The 18,396-nt window shown below is 42.1% G+C and carries 11 protein-coding genes; 2 read left to right on the top strand and 9 right to left on the bottom strand.

The genetic code is table 11. From position 1 onward, the window contains the following. Nucleotides 1-113 precede the first annotated feature (113 nt). From BacF7301_RS24290 to BacF7301_RS24255, 8 genes are all read right to left on the bottom strand, one after another. Nucleotides 114-1,664, bottom strand: a complete 1,551-nt coding sequence (locus tag BacF7301_RS24290; RefSeq protein WP_167966783.1) for a beta-N-acetylhexosaminidase — start codon at nucleotides 1,662-1,664, stop codon at nucleotides 114-116. Nucleotides 1,665-1,719: 55 nt separating this feature from the next. Beyond that, nucleotides 1,720-3,174 (bottom strand): hypothetical protein, encoded by a 1,455-nt coding sequence (locus tag BacF7301_RS24285; RefSeq protein ID WP_245208291.1) that lies wholly within the window; start codon nucleotides 3,172-3,174, stop codon nucleotides 1,720-1,722. 15 nt (nucleotides 3,175-3,189) lie between these two features. Continuing rightward, complete coding sequence (locus BacF7301_RS24280; RefSeq protein WP_167966782.1) at nucleotides 3,190-4,683, bottom strand: DUF4832 domain-containing protein; 1,494 nt, start codon at nucleotides 4,681-4,683, stop codon at nucleotides 3,190-3,192. 20 nt (nucleotides 4,684-4,703) lie between these two features. Next, nucleotides 4,704-6,035, bottom strand: a complete 1,332-nt coding sequence (locus BacF7301_RS24275; RefSeq protein ID WP_167966781.1) for a SusE domain-containing protein — start codon at nucleotides 6,033-6,035, stop codon at nucleotides 4,704-4,706. A gap of 19 nt (nucleotides 6,036-6,054) precedes the next feature. Beyond that, nucleotides 6,055-7,590: a RagB/SusD family nutrient uptake outer membrane protein gene (locus BacF7301_RS24270; protein ID WP_167966780.1), complete on the bottom strand. Its 1,536-nt coding sequence runs from the start codon at nucleotides 7,588-7,590 to the stop codon at nucleotides 6,055-6,057. Nucleotides 7,591-7,612: 22 nt separating this feature from the next. Then, the gene (locus BacF7301_RS24265; protein ID WP_167966779.1) at nucleotides 7,613-10,936 is read right to left on the bottom strand and encodes a TonB-dependent receptor; all 3,324 of its coding nucleotides are present in this window, start codon (nucleotides 10,934-10,936) and stop codon (nucleotides 7,613-7,615) included. Between the two features lie 232 nt (nucleotides 10,937-11,168). Continuing rightward, the gene (locus tag BacF7301_RS24260; protein ID WP_167966778.1) at nucleotides 11,169-12,191 is read right to left on the bottom strand and encodes a FecR family protein; all 1,023 of its coding nucleotides are present in this window, start codon (nucleotides 12,189-12,191) and stop codon (nucleotides 11,169-11,171) included. Between the two features lie 34 nt (nucleotides 12,192-12,225). Further along, nucleotides 12,226-12,828, bottom strand: coding sequence for an RNA polymerase sigma-70 factor (locus BacF7301_RS24255; RefSeq protein ID WP_167966777.1), 603 nt, complete (start codon nucleotides 12,826-12,828; stop codon nucleotides 12,226-12,228). Nucleotides 12,829-13,011: 183 nt separating this feature from the next. Here BacF7301_RS24255 and BacF7301_RS24250 point away from each other — a divergent pair, with 183 nt between their 5' ends. Next, complete coding sequence (locus tag BacF7301_RS24250) at nucleotides 13,012-15,012, top strand: retaining alpha-galactosidase (RefSeq protein ID WP_167966776.1); 2,001 nt, start codon at nucleotides 13,012-13,014, stop codon at nucleotides 15,010-15,012. Between the two features lie 85 nt (nucleotides 15,013-15,097). Here the strand turns inward: BacF7301_RS24250 and BacF7301_RS24245 are convergent, their stop codons facing one another. Continuing rightward, nucleotides 15,098-16,306, bottom strand: coding sequence for a hexokinase family protein (locus BacF7301_RS24245; RefSeq protein WP_167966775.1), 1,209 nt, complete (start codon nucleotides 16,304-16,306; stop codon nucleotides 15,098-15,100). A gap of 1,512 nt (nucleotides 16,307-17,818) precedes the next feature. Here BacF7301_RS24245 and BacF7301_RS24240 point away from each other — a divergent pair. After that, the gene (locus BacF7301_RS24240; protein ID WP_167966774.1) at nucleotides 17,819-18,157 is read left to right on the top strand and encodes a hypothetical protein; all 339 of its coding nucleotides are present in this window, start codon (nucleotides 17,819-17,821) and stop codon (nucleotides 18,155-18,157) included. The last annotated feature ends 239 nt before the right edge of the window (nucleotides 18,158-18,396 follow it).

The raw sequence follows: 18,396 nt of genomic DNA, 5'->3' as shown, positions 1-18,396 counted from the left end.
TTCTCATACCTATGAGTATTTATTCTCATTGGAGTGAGAATTATCCCTTGTCAGAACATGCTGTGACAGCGCTTTTAGGATGACTTAGGAACGTTTTTAGCTTGTCTTGTATTTTAATGAGTCTTTAATGCTGCTGAAAACTGCTGAAAGTTCTTGTTCTTTTCCAAGCACCATCCTGTTTCTGCATATGCGGCTATCCTGGGAAATAGCAGTTTATCCATACTTTCTACGGTCGGAATAAACTCTCCCCACATCTGGCAACTGACGCCTAATACATGAATACGCTGTCCTACTGTCAGCCCTTCGGGTACAGGGTTGAAATGATATGCTTTCTCTAAAGGAATTTTTTTGTAGTCATAATCGAGATAAGTATATTCGTGATAAGCATTTACTATATCATACCCATTCTCAATAGCTTCTTTAATCAAAGAATAATCTCCTTTCCAACAATGTACAATCGCATTTTTTGCCAGCTTCTCATTTTGGATAGCAGTATCGGTAGAAGATTGGTATTCGTGCAACTTGCTGCCCGTGATTTCGTTCCAGCCCATCATCCTTTTTCCTTTAGAGGAAAGCCAGTTGGATATGCCGTTGGTGAAATGCACTTGTAGTTCTGCCGGTGTTTGCAGTGCATGTTTCTGCATATATGCCTGCACTATAGGAGACTCTTTCCATTGGTTATATTTCACTTCATCGCCCCCGATATGGATTACCGGAGAAGGGAATAATTCAATAACTTCGGTCAGGATATCTTTCAAGGCGTCCAGTACTTTGGGATCGGCTACGTTGTAAACATTGTAATGCACTCCGAATTTTCCCGGCACCTTAATAGATTCGTTATTTGTTCCCAGCCAGGGGTAAGAAGCAATGGCGGCACTGGCGTGTCCCGGCATTTCTATTTCCGGAACAATATTGATATGACGTTCGCGGGCATACTTGACAATTTCTTTTATCTCTTTCTGGGTATAATAGCCGCTATGTGGTTTACCGTCGAACACATCACTTTCAAAATGGTTGATTTCGCTTGAATCACGGTAAGAACCGATTTCTGTAAGTTTTGGAAATTTCTTGATTTCAATGCGCCAGCCCTGGTCGTCCGTCAGATGCCAATGGAACGTATTCATTTTTAAATAAGCCATTTGGTCGAGCAGCCGGCATACTACTTCTTTTCCTTTGAAATAGCGTGCTTCATCCAGCATGAAAGCTCTCCAACTGAAGTTCGGATAATCGGTAATGGTCAGTTGCGGAAGCCGGCGGTCAGGGTATTTTCCGATAAGTTGGCGTAATGACTGGATACCGTAAAATATTCCCGTGGATGAAGGCGATTTTATCTGTATATTTCGATTTGAAATTTGCAGGATGTACCCTTCTTTATGTGCAGGAAGAACAGTCGGGGAGATTTGTAGCTGAATCATTGCACCGGGTTTGTCGGGATGAAGTTGCACGGTTAGCTCTGATTCCTGTAAATACTTACTTAGTAGAGTTGCTTCCTTATTTAATATCGGTGAATAGGAAATATCAATCGAACCGGATATTGGGAGAGTACCGGATTGTATCCGGATCTCGGCTGGCTGTGGTATCAGCCGGATAGAGTCTTCTGCCTTGAGCGGAAATGGAAAGAAGGTTGCTGCCAGCAGGAAGATGAGTATATATGTAATTCTCATATCGTTGTTTTTTAGAGAGTTGGAAAGTCATCGTTGTACTTTCCAACTCGTTTGTTTATTGAATAACTATCTCATTGAGTAGAAACCAACCTTCTTTTTGGGGTTTATCTTTGATTGCCAGTTTAATCCCCGGCTGTTGGTCTTTCGTTTGGTCAACGATAGCCACAGCCCATTGATAAGTACCTTTCGGAATATCGGTGAAAGTAACCGGATAAGTATAAGAATGCACTGTATTATGCAGCCAGTCCGAAGGTTCCGCATTATCATCTACCCATGTTTGTACAAGTTTCCCTTGTTGGTCAAACAATGCAAAAGCCGGTTTATATTTATAATTCCAGTTGGGCATATTGTTGGGCAGATAACCGTTTCCCGTATTCTTCCATTCGTGTGAAATGGTGGCTGTCGAATTGGCTTTGGCACGGACAGGCAATGATACGTTGCACGGATAAATCCGGTATCCTCCCTGGATGATAAACTTCTTTACCAGGTCATTTGCCCGTTCGGTCCATCCTTTTGTTTCGGGAAGTTCTCTTAAATCCAGCGTATTGAAATGTCCTTCAATAGCATGTTGATAAGTCTGTTCGTACACATCTCTCCATGTATCCATCCGGTAACGCGTATCCGAGGTGAACGGAGTGCAATCATCGGTGGAACATCCCCAATAACAGGATTCTCCGATAAGAAGTGTCTTTCCATACATATCCGCGACGATTCTCCTTTCTTCATCACTGAACCACATACTTCCCAATCCGTCCCTTCTCATGCCATATCCTTTTCCGTCGATTGCAATTCGTTTTTCGGTGTCAAAACCGATTTGGCTGCCAAAGGGGAGCGCAAGAATCACGTGCTTGAAGTGAGTGGAATAGAGGGTTGTAAACCAGTCGAACACTTGCTCGAATTTGCTTTGGTCTTGCAGAACCACATGATGACATTCTCCCCACCAGCCGAGGCTGTATCCGTCTACAAAGTCTACGATGTCCGGATTATCATATTCCTTGGCAAAGGCTTCGACAAACTTTTCCAGTTTTTCCTGAAAAACCGGGTCATCCGGATAAGGTGTCCAAAGATCACCTTTCAGTCCTTTTACGGTATATCCTTTTGCTCCGGCACGGCGTACGTAGTCAGGAGTTCCGGCACGCAGGTTATCCTGTCCGTTGTCGTAAATACGGAAGCTGAGTTTCAATCCACGGTCTAAGGCACCCTGTATCAGTTTCTTGTAATTTTCATCATACAGCCAGGCGTACTTGCCTTCCTCCGGTTCCATGTCCGACCACCTCCAGCGTACATAAAAGAAGGAAGCATATTGACGGGCTGCCTCGTCTTGGGCAGCCCAGTAAATATCCGCATTTTGTACTTCATCATTAGCGTCGTCATATACTCCCCAACCCATACAAGGGTTGCGAAGCAATGATACGGTGTCTTCCTGCAACTCTACCTTTTGATAGGGGTGCGAGCAGCCTGCAAGGAGCACGGAGATAAGTGCAAATAGATATAAATGTATATGTTTCATATTTTATCGGCTCATTTATTTAATAGTCATCTCACTGATAAACGTCCACCCGTCCTTCTTCTCCTTATCTTTGATACTGATATTGATACCCGGTTTGTTATCTTTGGTCTTGTCCACAATAGCTACCGCCCATTGGTAATTGCCTTTGGAAATACCATCGAGGGAAACCTCATAAGTATAGTTTTTCCGTTGGTTGGACAACCATTGCGAAGGTTCGGCATCCTCGTCAATCCATGATTTTACCAGTTTGCCGCTCTCGTCGAACAAGGCAAAGGCTGGTTTGTACTTATAGTTCCAGTTCTTCATGTTATTCGGCAAGTAACCATATCCGGTGTTTCTCCATGAATGGGAGATAGATACGGTTTGACCTGCTGAGGCTTCATAAGGCATGATTACATAAGTAGGATATACCCTGTATCCTCCGTTCAGAACGAATTTGCGGACAAGTTCCGGTGCCAGTCCCGTCCACCCCTTTGTTTCGGTAATCGTCCTTAGGTCGAGTGTGTTGAAATGATAAGTCTGGGCATGGTCGAAACTCTGATTATATACATCTTTCCATGATTTGAAAGAGAATTTCGTATCATTTTTGTACGGTTCGTAAGCAGCCGTATATCCTCCCCAATACGCACATTCGCCCACCATCAGAACTTTTCCATACATTTCGTTCGCTACTTTCTCATCATTTTCAGTAAACCACATACTTCCCAGTCCGTCTCTACGCAATCCATACCCTTTCCGGTCGATGGCGATTTCCTTTTCCGTATCGAATCCGATTTCACTATTATAGGGTAGTACCAGAATGATATTCTTGAAGTTTTTGGAATACATTGTCGTAAACCAGTCGAATGTCTCTTTCTTCTTGTCTGGATTTAGGTATTCGATATGTGAACCTTCACCCCACCAGCCCAAAGAGTGTCCGTCAATAAAATCTACGATATCCGGATTATCATATTCTTCGGCGAATGCTGCGACAAACTTTTCATATTTCTGCTGAAAGACAGGGTCGTCGGCATAAGGAGTCCATAGTTTGCCATCTCGTCCTTTAACTTCATATCCTCGGGCACCTGCGGTTCGGACATATTCGGGAGTACCTTGACGAATATTGTCCTGCCCGTTATCATAGATGCGGAAACATAACTTCAGCCCCCGGTCGAGCGCTCCTTGAATCAGCTTTTTATAGTTCTCGTCATAGATCCAGGCATATTTTCCTTCCTCCGGTTCCATTTCCGACCAACGCCAGCGTATATAGAAGAAAGATGCATAGTTGCGTGCAGCTTCGTCTTGTGCAGTCCAATACTCTTCTGCGTTGGCTACATTGCCGACAGCATCGTCATAAAGTCCCCAACCCATGCATGGATTACGTAGCAGACCACTTCTGTCTTGTTGCAGGTCGATAGCTTTTGAACCTTTGGGTATGCCGTTCTGACCGGATTCCGAATCGGAATCGGAACATCCGGCAAATAGCGTCAGACAACACGCCAGTAATATTTGAAAGTAATATCTTTTCATAATGATTCATGTTTTATTAGTTATTCTGCATAGATATAGCGCATGACGGTTCCTTTAGCCCAGGATACCCATAATGTTTCGCTGTTGTCATGGATTAAAGCTCGCCAGGGATCGTTCCAGGTTGCGGGGTCACCCAAGTCGGCGGCCATAAAGTAGAATTTTTCCTGAGCCAGTTCGATTGCGTCCCTATCCAAGTTCCATGTACCTGCTGAAGTAAAGCTCAGTCCCCATTCATTCAGATGTTCCTGACCGGTAGGATCTTTGTAGTAATACACAGGGTCTTTAAGAACATTATACCCGCCATTCTTCCCGGCTTCGGAGAATAAATAATTCCATTCGGCTTCGGTCGGTATTCTCCAGCCTTTCGGGATAATCCGGTCGCGAATCACAAAACTGTAATAGGTACCGATTGCTTTGATCCAGTCTTCTCCAAGGGATTCGGGAGCATATCTGTAATATTCGGCTTCGATTTCCGTTCCATCCGGGTATCTGGTAGTATTCAGATTTTGGGCTGTCCACACTTGCGAAGTTCCGTCGGAGAATGTCACGCGGACTACGGGATAAGTGATCGTCTCATCTCCACGTTTGTCAACCAAGCGCATCATGTCATTCATATATAGAACATTGGCAGCACGGGAAACAAATTCTTGATCGGTATTACTTCGTACATTCCAATACAGTATATTAGTTTGATAACGTTTGATTGCCAATTTTTCAATAGTTTGTTCTACTTCTTCGTGAGTGGCGCTGATACTGCCATGTCCTGTAACAGGTAATTCTACCGAGTTATTCATTTCCGGATCTAACGAAAATAGTAACTTACATTCAGTGTCTTTACCTACAATAGACGTATCCCACTCAAATTTTATTTTAGTTTGTGTAGCATTTGCCAGTAATTGGCAACTTGCCATATCTTCGGGACTAGTCAGACTACTTTCCATACGTTTGATGCGTAAAGTTCTTACTTCGGATGCGGCAGCAGTTAGATTGTTTTGATCTTTAACAGTCCAGTATAGTGTCTTTTCATTACCGGCTTTGATTCCTAAATGAGAAAATAGTAAATTGATGATGGCTGGTCTTATGGAATAGTTGGTCCCTGTCCCTGCTTCCACGGTAACCTGTTTCACAAGGTCCTTGGTAGTGCTGAATATCAGTACGGAACCTTGTTCCGAAGCCTTATCCCAAGTAAACTCGTATGAATCTTTACTTTCATCGTTTAAGTCCATAGTTGCTCCTTCGGCGGGAGAACTCAGATATATGCCCGACATTGGAATTGTGATGTCGGTCTTATAATCATCTTCGCAACCGGCGAACATTAGTAGTCCGATGATGCTATAAATTAACTTTTTCATGTTTTTTCCTTTTCAGTGATTAATAACCGGGGTTCTGTTTGATTATTCCCTTACCTTCATCAATAATATCTTGTGGAATAGGGAAGCGGTAACGGTCTTCATCCACAAGCGTTTGTTTACCCATTGATTGAGCCTTCTTCTTGATAGCTTCCACAAATAATCCATAGCGGATCAGATCCTGTCGGCGATTTCCTTCGAAATATAACTCCCAACCTCTTTCGTCCAATACGGCTTTCAGAAATTTGTCCACACTGTTCAAATCTTGCAGACTGTATCCTTTTCCGGGAAGAGAACGGGTACGCACTTCATTAAGCAAATCAACAGCTTCCTGTGTTACGGCATTCTTGTTGCGCACAATAGCCTCTGCTGTCAAAGTGAGTACATCGGCATATCGGTAGATAATCCAGTCTATCTGTGAATCTTCTCCCGTACAATCCGGATCAAATTCATATTTCAATGGAACTGCTCCTAAATATAATTGAGCGGAAGGATCCGATCTGTCATTCTTTTCATTATGTACCACTCCGTCTTTACTGGTATATTCGTATGCAATCGTCAGCAAACGTCTGTCTGCCGGATCAAAGGTCTGCATAAAATCCCATGAGATTTTATATCCGTTCCATTTGGTCATTTTATCCAGATAAGAAGTGAAATTATAGTCGTTGGGTAATACATGAGGTTGCCATTTATGTTCCTGGTATCCTTTGGCACATTGGCAAGCCCAGATAATTTCAGGGTTCTTCTCATTTGCCAGCGTGAATATATCTTTGTATTCGGGCACAAGTTCGAAACCGTATTCAGGTTTCATCAGTTCGCGTCCCTCTGCTTCCGCCTTATCCCATTGTTTGGTAAGCATATAGAGTTTTAGCAAAACGGTATGTGCCAATCCGGCTGTAAAACGACCATAGTTCTTATCTCCCTTTTTGTAGTTGGCAGGCAGTACTTTGCTTGCTTCTGTAAGTTCAGTCTCGATATAGGTTTGCATTTCTTCCTCGCTGAGTCGGGGGAGAATTTTCTCAGCCATAGGATTCTTGAGTGTTTCCAGGTCGGCAATGGGGATTGGTCCGTAGAAATCGTAGAGAAGGTATGCCAGCCATCCCCTGCCCATACGGAGTTCAGCGATATATTGCTGTTTGAGGGCATCGTCCATTTCAATACCGTTCAACCGGTCGATAGTCAAAGTCATTTTACTGATATCGTTTACATAAGCGTAGCTCTCGACGGTCAGCCAGCTACCGGAACCGGATATCTTGAGGGTGTTCCAGTTGGCATAGTTGATGTGGTCCCAGCCCCAGTTGCACATTCCGTAATCGCCTGCCTCGTCGCTGACGATTTGTATGCCCGTTGCTATATTGAACAGACCTCCGTAGCCACTATTTTTAAAGGTGGCGTATGCGGCGGACGTTGTGATAGCGTCAGCGTCTTCTGCCGTTTTTGGGAAGATACTGGTATTGATATCACCATAGTTCTCGGAGACGAGTTCGCACGAAGCGTTCAGTCCTGCGATGAGGCAGCTTCCGAGAGCAAGATATATAAGTTTTGTAATTCTTTTCATGTTCAATTCTTTTTAGGTTTATTTAGAATGAAATATCTACTCCGATGCTAAAACTAGTGACGTTGGGATATGCATTCGTATTACTGTCCGTTTCCGGATCTTGACCTTTCCAGTTGGTCCATACACATGGATTGTTGACGTCAGCATATACTCGTAGTCGGTTACAGATACTTTTACTGATTGGCACGGTGTATCCCAATGTGATATTTCTGATACGGAGGAATGAAATTTTCTGGAGAAACAGATCACCGGTACCATAAGCCGACTCGATGAAGCTGGGGCGTGTACTTGTCTGGTTGTCCGAACTCCACGCATCCTTGAAAGAGACGGGTACATTCTGTCCCAGTTTGATGCGGTTTCCATAAGAACCCCAGGCGTCGTAATAACTGTTTGCTCCGGCAATTTTTCCTACCTGTCCATACATATATATATTAAGGTCGAAATTCTTATAAGAAAAATTGTTGTTGAAACCGAAAATGAATTTAGGGTCATTGCGTCCGATTAAGACCATATCTTCCTCATTCAGTTTATCGTCTCCATTTATATTCTTGAGTTTCACTTGTCCGGGAAGAAGTTGCGGCTGGTGGGCGGGGGCTTCCTCACCGGGTTGCAACAGTCCGTCGGCTATGTAGGCAAAGACTCCGCGAATCGGGTCCTGTTCTTTCTGGTAGGCGGCAGGTTTCCAGTTCGGGTCGCGTTCTTTCCAACGGTCGTTATACGTTGAGAATGTTAAGTCGGTGCTCCATGCAAACTGTGCAGTCTGAATATTCTGCGTATTCAGGGTCAGTTCCACACCGTTACTTTGAGTCGAACCGATGTTGGCTGCAATGGTTTTCACTTCATTGTAGTGGGGGATTGTTTTATCTTTTACCAGCAAGTCGGAGATCGTACGCTGAAAATATTCGGCGGTCAGGTTGATCCGGTTGTTGAAGAATCCCAGGTCCAGACCGATATTAAATTCGGTTGTCGTCTCCCATGTCAGGTTTGGATTACCTAATTGTGACACATAGATACCTACGTGCTGTGAATCACCAAATTGGCTGCCATACCACGGGTCTGCTCCATAGTAATCGAGAGCTCCGTTGCCTACATTATAATTACCGGTTTGTCCCCAACTTAAGCGCAGTTTACCATTCGAAAGAAAGTCAGAGGAAAAACTCTTGATGAATTTTTCTTCGGAGAAGCGCCAGCCGGCGGATACGGAAGGAAAATAGCCCCATTGATGTCCTTTGGCAAAGTTGGAAGCGCCGTCGGCGCGAAGAGTAGCGGTGAGCAGGTATTTTTCCTTCCACGAATAATTAAAACGTCCGAAGTAAGAACTCAAACTGCTGACTGAAGCGTACGAACCTACCGGCGGTCGGCTATAATTTCCTGCTCCCAGATTATTGTACAGGAATGAGTCATTGATAAAATCCTGATTACCCGCACTCATTCCTTCGGTGTTGAACTTCTGATAGGAATAACCGAAAAGAACATTGAAACTATGTTCGCCGAATGTCTTTTGATAATTGGCTGTCAGGTCCATTAGATAGTCGTTGTTATCTTCCTGAGCTAAATATGCCTGACCGTTGACTGCCGCCCCGTATTGAGTGGTTTTCGGGAGATAAGTTTTACGTTTCTGGTATTTTCGGTCGATACCCAAATTGGCTTTTAGTTTCAGTCCCTTGATAGGTTCCACTTCTATATAAGCCGAGCCCAACAATCGTTCCTTGACGGTTTTATCATTAATCTCCAGGAGAGAAACCGGATTAGGAAGTTGAGGCATCAGAGGATTAGCCGAGTAGTTCCCTTCTTCGTCTCTGACGGGAACAGTCGGGTTAAAAGCAACGGCAGCAGTAATGATACCAGATTTTTCATTCTCACCGTTTCCCAAAGGTACATTGTCGTAGTTATTACGGCTGATATTGAAAGACAATCCGGCCTTTACGTACTTGGAAATCTGCTGGTCCAAGTTTATTTTTGCGGTGAAGCGCTCCATATCATTATTCTTCACTACGCCGGAGTGGTTGAGGTAGTTGATAGAAGCCATATATTTCGTCTTTTCCGTTCCACCGTTTATAGAAACATTATGCTGGTGCATAAGTCCGGTACGTGTGATTTCGTCAAACCAGGGAACTGTCGGCGCGTTGAGTATCTGGTCGTTCGAGTATCTGGGTTTAAAGTCCGCCGCATCATCATTCGGAATCATATAATCCTCGTAAATGCCTTCTCCTTTTTCTTTCAGCCATAGTTCGTGATAATATCGGTTGGTCTGATACATATAGTCCTGCCCGTTCAACATCTTGAATGAGTTTTTCATTCTTTGCACAGAGACATTGGCGGAGTAGTTGACGCTTGCTTTTCCTTCTTTTCCCCGTTTGGTAGTAACGATAATCACACCGTGTCCGGCTCTTGCACCATAGATAGCAGTAGAGCTGGCGTCTTTCAGAACCTCTATCGACTCAATGTCATTCGGATTGATAGATTCAAGAATATTATCGGTTTGCCCCGCTTCGTAACGATTGCCCGAACCAAGCGTAGAACTGGAAGAAACGGGAAAACCGTCAATGATGATAAGCGGATCGTTCCCGGCGCCGACGGAGGCTGCTCCACGTATATTGAAACTACTGCCACCGCCTACCTGTGCACTCGTCTGCACTACTTGCAGACCTGCTGCTTTTCCGGCTAACGCATGGCTGACCGTCGTGAATGTTTGCACGGGAGTTTCATCCATTTTGATAGAAGAAATGGCACCGGTCAAGTCTCTTTTCTTCATCGTTCCGTACCCCACAACGACAACTTCATCCAACGCCTGTGCGTCTTCTTTCATTGAGATGGCCAGATGCGTTTTGTTCCTGGTATTCACCTCTTGCGTCAGATATCCCAAGTAAGATATTTGCACGCTACTACCTTCGTCGACAGTAAGCTGAAACTTTCCGTCAATATCGGAGATAGTCCCATTCGTACCATTTTTATCTTTGATATTGGCACCGATGATCGGTTCTCCGTAATTGTCTGTGATTATTCCGCTGATCGTACTTTTTTTCTTTTGTTGTGCGGCTTGGTTACTTTTCTTTTTTATAATGATGTCTTTACCTTGAACTGTATAACTAACATTTTGTCCTATTAAAATCTGTTCCACTACCTTCTCTATAGGTAGGTTCCTGGCTGTTACCGTAATAATCTTCTGGGTATTCAGATCGCTTGCCGCAAATGTAAATGAATATCCATTCTGCTTCTGTATTGTTTCAATGGCCTGTTTTACTGTCACGTTCTTCAACTGCATACTGATATGCTGCGCAAATGAGCTCAGATGAAGACATAGCATGAGCAGGACCATGAAAAAAACTTTTTTCTTAGTTTTCATAAGTCAATGAATAAATAATTGATAAATAGGATGAGAAGTTTAGGATTTTATTTATATTTGCCTAAACTTTCATCAATAAAGTCACTGTGGCTTTTAAGACAGAAAGTCAAAAGGGGTCAGGGGTTGGAAAGGAACCTGACCTTTTTTTATTTCTATCAGGGAGAGTAAAATCATGTTTTTTCAAAGTTGCTTTTCATATTCTTTTAAGTTTTAAAAGGTTTAACATTCAGTCTCATTCAGGAAGTGTGATCACAATATTTTTTCCTTCAATGGTATAAGTCATTTTATCGGTAGATGATAGTACATCCATAATTTCCCGGATACTCTGTTCCCTTCTGCGGAAGTTACCATAGAAACGGACGGAGTTTAGCGCAGCGTCTGCAATAGTGATTTTTATATTGTAGCTTCTTTCCAGTTCCTTCACAATATCGGGGAGCAACGCTTCGTCGAAATAGAGACGGTCGTTTGTCCATTCGGCACTGTAAGCAGCTTTTGTACTTGAAATCAATAATTTTCCGGTCTTTTTATCTAATAGGGCTTGCTGGTCCGGGTGAAGTATTGTTTCCTTTTGTTGGGTGCTGAGAGCCACTTTACCTTCGAGCAAACAAACTTTCGCTTCCAGGTCGTCCTGATAATTTCTGAAATTGAATTTGGTTCCTAATACCTTTACGTCCAGTTCATCAGTATGTACTTTAAAAGGAATATGTTTATTCTTGGTTACTTCGAAATAAGCTTCTCCAGTCAGATTCAGTGCCCGTTCGTTGATGCCGAAGTCCTGCGCATAACTCATCTTCGAACCTGCATTGAGCCAGACCAGCGTTCCGTCCGGAAGATATAATTTGGTTTTTGAACCATACGGGGCTTCAATAGAGATCTGGGTCAACTGATTGCGGATAACACTCTTTCCTGTCTGAAAAGCAATCGTTCCGCAAATAAAGACAACGATAATCATCGCGGCAGCATACATCCACGGGCGAAGTTGGAAAGCCTTGCGTTTATTGATAGCTTGTCGGGTAGTAGCTTCGGTTTGTTTCAAGAATAGTTGATAAGCTCTTTCTTTGTTGAAGCTCCTATCGTCTGTTTCGTCCGAAGCGGCTATCCATACTTCTTGCATATCGGAGAAATATTTTCTGTTTTCTTCCGAAGCACTCAGCCATTCTTGCAATGATTGCATTTCTTCCGGTGTCAGGCTATTTGTCAGATATCCGGTAATCCAATCGTTGACTGTGTCCGTATGTAGTGATTGTTCATCCATAAATAATGATTGCCTTTATATATACTACAGTTTTTTAGAATAAGAGGGTAGGGTAAAAAGCGAGAAAAATGCATAAAAAAGTTCCGAGTTCTCTTTTGAGTACTACTAATGCGCTCTTAATGTGATATTTAACCGTGTTGACGGAAATGCCAAGTTCTTGGGAAATTTCTTCGTAACTCATTTCCCGGAAGCGGCTCATCATAAATACCTGCTTGCAGACAGGGGGGAGTTTTTGAATTGCTTCCTGAATTTTATGTTCCAGTTCTTTCTCTAACAATGTACCTAGAGGTTGTTGATTGTCCGGAATGATATTTTGCAGTTGGATTCCTACCCGTTCCATAGCAGAAAAGCGGATTTCCACTTCTTGTTGTTTGAGAGCCAGATAATTCAGGCATTTATTACGTACGGCTATAATTAAGTAATTGCGCAGGGGAGGAGCAAGCTCCAGACTCTCCCTGATCTCCCATAGGTGAAAAATAACATCGCTGACTATACTTTCTGCTTGTATCCTGTCTTTCAGTATATAATAACTAAGTTTGCAGAGAGCAACATAATGATAGTCATACAAATACTTGTACGCCTCATTATCTCCTGCCTTTAGCTTTTTTATTATGATTTTTTCATCAACTGGATTCATGGTGTGCTTTTTCATCTCTGCAATATTCGGATAATATATTGAAAGATGCAAATTAATCGAAGAAAAAATACTCTCTCCCCATTTTCCCTTTAAAATCTCTGACCGGAGAATAGGTTACTATCATATATTGTTTTATTTTTGTACCATCCTTCTATAAATTAGATAACTACTATAATTAAAACCATGAAAAAACTGAAAATCTTCTTGTTCTTTTGTGTCGTCGTATGTACGTTTACTACGATGCGGGCGCAGAAACAATTTACTTTGAACTCTCCGGACGGGAAACTGCAAACAACGGTCACCATAGGTGAAAAACTGACTTATGACATCACCTGTAACGGACGGCAAATACTAGCTTCTTCTCCCATCTCGATGACATTGGACAATGGCGAAGTTTGGGGTGAGAAAGCGAAACTGTCCGGCACTGCTAAAAAGAGTATCGACCGGATGGTGCCTTCTCCTTTCTATCGTGCCAGTGAACTGAGAGATTGTTATAATGAGCTGACATTGCGGTTCAAGAAAGACTGGAATGTGGAATTTCGTGCATACAATGACGGTATCGTTTATCGTTTCGTCAGTCGGTCGAAGAAACCTTTCAATGTGGTTGATGAAGCGGTGGATTATCGTTTCCCGAATGACATGATAGCCACTGTTCCTTATGTGAAGAGTGGGAAAGACGGAGATTTTAATTCCCAGTTCTTCAACTCTTTTGAGAATACTTATACCACGGATAAACTGTCAAAACTAAATAAACAACGCTTGATGTTTCTGCCATTGGTAGTAGATGCCGGAGAAGGTGTCAAACTGTGTCTCACAGAATCCGATTTGGAAAATTATCCGGGACTTTACCTGTCCGTCGCCGAAGGAGAAAACAGCCTGAAAGGAACATTCGCTCCTTATCCCAAGCATACAGAGCAGGGGGGACATAATAAGCTCCAGATGCTGGTGAAAGAGCGCGAAGCCTATATTGCCAAAGTGGATAAACCCCGTAATTTCCCGTGGCGTATGGCTATTGTCACTACTGCGGACAAAGACCTTGCGGCAAGCAACCTCAGTTATCTTTTGGCAGCTCCTTCACGCCTGTCGGATATTTCGTGGATTAAACCCGGCAAGGTAGCTTGGGAATGGTGGAATGCCTGGAACTTGGATGGCGTTGATTTCGTCACAGGCGTAAATAATGCGACTTATAAAGCTTATATTGATTTTGCTGCGGCAAAAGGTATTGAATATGTGATACTTGACGAAGGTTGGGCGGTGAACTTGAAAGCAGATTTGATGCAGGTTGTGAAAGAGATTGATTTGAAAGAATTGGTCGACTATGCCGCTTCCAAAAATGTAGGTATTATCCTTTGGGCAGGTTATTATGCTTTCGACCGTGATATGGAGAATGTCTGCCGTCATTATGCCGCAATGGGAGTGAAAGGGTTCAAAGTCGATTTCATGGATCGTGACGATCAGGAAATGACTGCCTTCAATTATCGGGCTGCTGAGATGTGTGCTAAATATAAGTTGATTCTCGATTTGCACGGAACACACAAACCGGCAGGTATGAACCGCACTTATCCCAATGTATTGAACTTTGAGGGAGTGAATGGTTTGGAACAGATGAAATGGAGTCCGGCTTCGCTCGACCAGGTGAAGTATGATGTGATGATTCCTTTCATCCGCCAGGTTTCCGGCCCGATGGATTATACGCAGGGAGCTATGCGCAATGCGTCGAAAGGTAATTATTATCCTTGCAATTCGGAACCGATGAGCCAGGGCACACGTTGCCGCCAGTTGGCTTTGTATGTGGTCTTTGAGTCGCCTTTCAATATGTTGTGCGATAATCCGGGCAACTATATGCGCGAACCGGAATCGACAGATTTCATCGCCGGGATTCCTACTGTATGGGATGAGAGCATCGTTCTTGACGGTAAAATGGGAGAGTATATCGTGACTGCACGCCGGCAAGGAAATGTGTGGTATGTAGGTGGAATAACCGACTGGACTGCACGTGATATAGAAGTTGACTGCTCCTTCTTGGGGGATGATAAAACATATAACGCTACTTTGTTCAAAGACGGCGTAAATGCTCATCGTATCGGACGTGACTATAAACGTGAATCGCTTTCGATAAAGAAAGATGGTAAATTAAAGATTCACCTGGCACCCGGCGGTGGTTTTGCTCTTCAGATAAAATAACAATATAACAGAGATTATTATAGTAAAGTTTAAAACGGATTCGATGCTGTATCAAGGACTTTGATGCAGCATCGAATTTCTTTTATCAGGATAATGCCGCAATGCCTGTTCCTATCAGATTCGCATTATTCATACTTTTTATATCCACTTCGACATCTTCCAAGCCGGATAACTTGAAAAGTTCTCGTAGTTTCTCTGCAACGATAACGTTATAATCCTGGCCTTTTCTGTATTCGCTCCAAAAAAGGCTGCCTTCGGCAACCAGACAAATCTTCCGTATCTCTTTATTATATGATTTCAACAGCATGATAAGTCCTGTAAGTGAAGCTGCCACCAACTGTGCCGACCTGCCATAAATCCATTGTGCCACCTGTACATATACATCTTTATAAATATCCGGATAATTCATGATGGCGGTAAGTTTTTGTGCGTCAAATTTCCCTTCAAATTCTTCTAATGGGAACGTTGCCTTTAGAATATCCCCCAGATACATGCCGGATACCGCTTTCTCAAAACGTTGTTTTCCCGAAGTTCCGGAAATAACATCAACAGTATTGTCTACGGCCGTAAGGAATGGCGGATGGAAATTCCCGGATTCCAGGTTGACGGGAATCAATCCTTGAATATTATCTGCCGGATTCAGCTTTTTTATTTTGTCGGCAGGAATAAAAGTCGCCATATTAGTACCCGTCCCTACAATCAAACCTATATAGGCATCGTAACCATTATCGGTAAGTCCCGCAAATAAACTTGCTACGGTGTCATTGAGTACTTTTATATTCGTAAATTTGATTTTGTTTCTTTCGTTCAGATAGTCGAGTAGGGGCTTTCCTATGAATTCTCTAATCATCTCTTTAATGTCAACTCCCTTTGTCCAACGCAGCAATTTGGCATCTCCATCCGGCGTGGATTCTGCCGGATAAGAAAAGCAATAGCCGATAGGCATTTCTTCCTCTCGTTTTATTCCGATTATCATATCCGCCAACTCTTTGAATAACTCTTCACGAGTATAACCGGGTGATTTCATAATCGACATATCTTTCTTCCAACCATTGTTTGGATGAATGGCAGGTGTCGATTTACTGAAATCAACGAGCGCCACCCGATAGTTGGTTCCACCTAAATCGAGTACCAGCGACTTACCGCTAATGCCATTTGTTTTGGGCGTGATGAAGGTAGGAATACATTGTATCTCAGCATTTTCAGTACTCAATCCCTCTTCTACTTTTTCTTTGAATGAACGTGCTATCTCTTTGAGTTGCTCATTATCTAACTTGAAAATATTCTTCTCCATGATATTGACTTTTAGTGTATATGTTATCTTTATGTATGAATAACAACTGAAGATTGATTTTGCTCAATTGTATTTATAAAGTATGGGTTCGATACCTTATCAAGTTATGTTAGTGCCCTGTCTGTTGGTAGGCTCTTCTCATAAAAAGTTTTGTTGAGTTTTACCCTCATACTCTCACAAATCGTTTGAATCCCTTTGTTCATCGTGGTTTCAGCTATGGGAGCAGGGCTTTATCTCTCCCTGATAGTAACTTTTACTCTCATACTGATTTTTTACTTTTAATATATAATATATTTATAATCAATGTAATATGCATTTCTAGTGAATAAGTCAACATACTCCATGTCGACTGTTTTTTGTGCCTTATTTGCTTCATATAACCTATAATTTTATGTTTGTCTCGGTTTCAAGTACCTGTTTTTATCCTTTTTTCTCCTATATATCATACGTTAACTCCTTATGTATTATATGTCGGTTCCTTATATATTATATGTCAGCCTTTGTATATTGTATGTCAATCCTTAAGTATTCTTCTGTTTTCCCTTAATCATGTGAAAGGGCTCACAACTGTGAGCTTATATGTTCACATATGTAGATATATTTATTTACAACTGTTAGCCTGTTTGTTCACATTAGTGAGCCCTTGACAATGACTAAGGGAAGATGTATAGATGCCTAAGGAAAGATGTCCGGATATTAGTGGGATGACCTCTTGATGTCTGCTTTGTGTGTTGTAAAGTACCGCTTGATACTATGTAATTAAGCGGTGCATGACTTCATGTTTACCTTTAAATATGTTGCTGTTTAATGATTCTTTCGTTTCAGAAGTGTTACTTTTCTTATGAGAAATGCTTGATAAACGTATGAGAAATGCACTGTTTTTAAGGTAAAATGGTGAAAAAAGTATGAGAAATGCCGTATTTGATTTTATTTCTCATAGTGTTATCTGATTGATTAATATGTAATTATCCTGTAATTATGAGAATATGAGAAATGATTTTGCGAAATCATTTCTAGAAGGCGCTGAATAACGTAGTCCCTGAGTGGCCTGTTGAGTTTAACTTATAAATGGGTTGCCTTTAAGCTGAAAAGGCTAATAGGGTGTATTTGAAAGTAGTTTGTGTATAACCAAAATAATTTTATGTCTCATGCTCATTTCTTTGTCAATATTGTTTGCTTGCTAAATATAAATTGCTACTTTTGTCGTAGTTTACTTTCTAGCGAAGAAAGTAAGTTTTTGATAATTTTATTGAGAACGGTTATTTATTGCATTCTATATAAAAATCGGCTAAATTTTTACTCCTGAATGACGGTAAGTGACGTGTCTCACGCATCTTTTGTATATATAACCTTGTTATATACCCAATTGGGCGTGGGGCTATCACTTGTGTTCAGGAGAGGGTCTTAGCCGATACCTTATATAGGACATGAGTAGATAGTTTCCACGTTCATTTTTTTATATATAAACCCTCGCACCATCGGGAACTGATGCGGCAACAAAACAAAAAGGCGATGGACATTGATTTTAAAGAAAACATCATCCGCTTGATGCAGCATCCCATCATGAGTAAACCCATTCATGAACTGACCAGTTCAGAGCAAAGCCAGGCTTATGAAATCCTTGAAAACCTGTATGAGTGCTCAATGGATGAAAACTGTACCCAGATAGACTATATCCAAATGTCCCGTCTGCGTTATGCCCTTGGCGAGCTGACCTATGTTATGTGCAGTAATCCTGAACGTATAATTAAATATTTGCTTTCCTCTCTCCATTCCTTGGAGAAAGGTGGCATTGACTTGAGTCTGAACAAATGGGCGGAGCTGGTTAATTTGCGTCAATCTGCGGAGTAATGGAGTCAATCTGCGGAGCGATGAATACTTTGAATGAATTCAATAACAACAATAAATTCAATAAAACCAATAAATTCAATAAATCCAATAAATTGAATAACTCTGAGTTGAATTGCGTAAATCGGATAAAATCATTCGTATGCGCCCGGATTCATAATTTTGTCGTACGTATGGCATAATGATGAATCAGTTTTCGTAATCCTACCAGTGTATATAACGGAGGTCGCGAACCGGCAGAC

Origin of the sequence: Bacteroides faecium, assembly GCF_012113595.1 — a bacterium.
Taxonomy (GTDB): Bacteria; Bacteroidota; Bacteroidia; order Bacteroidales; family Bacteroidaceae; genus Bacteroides; species Bacteroides faecium.
This window is presented reverse-complemented; position numbering and strand designations above follow the sequence as displayed.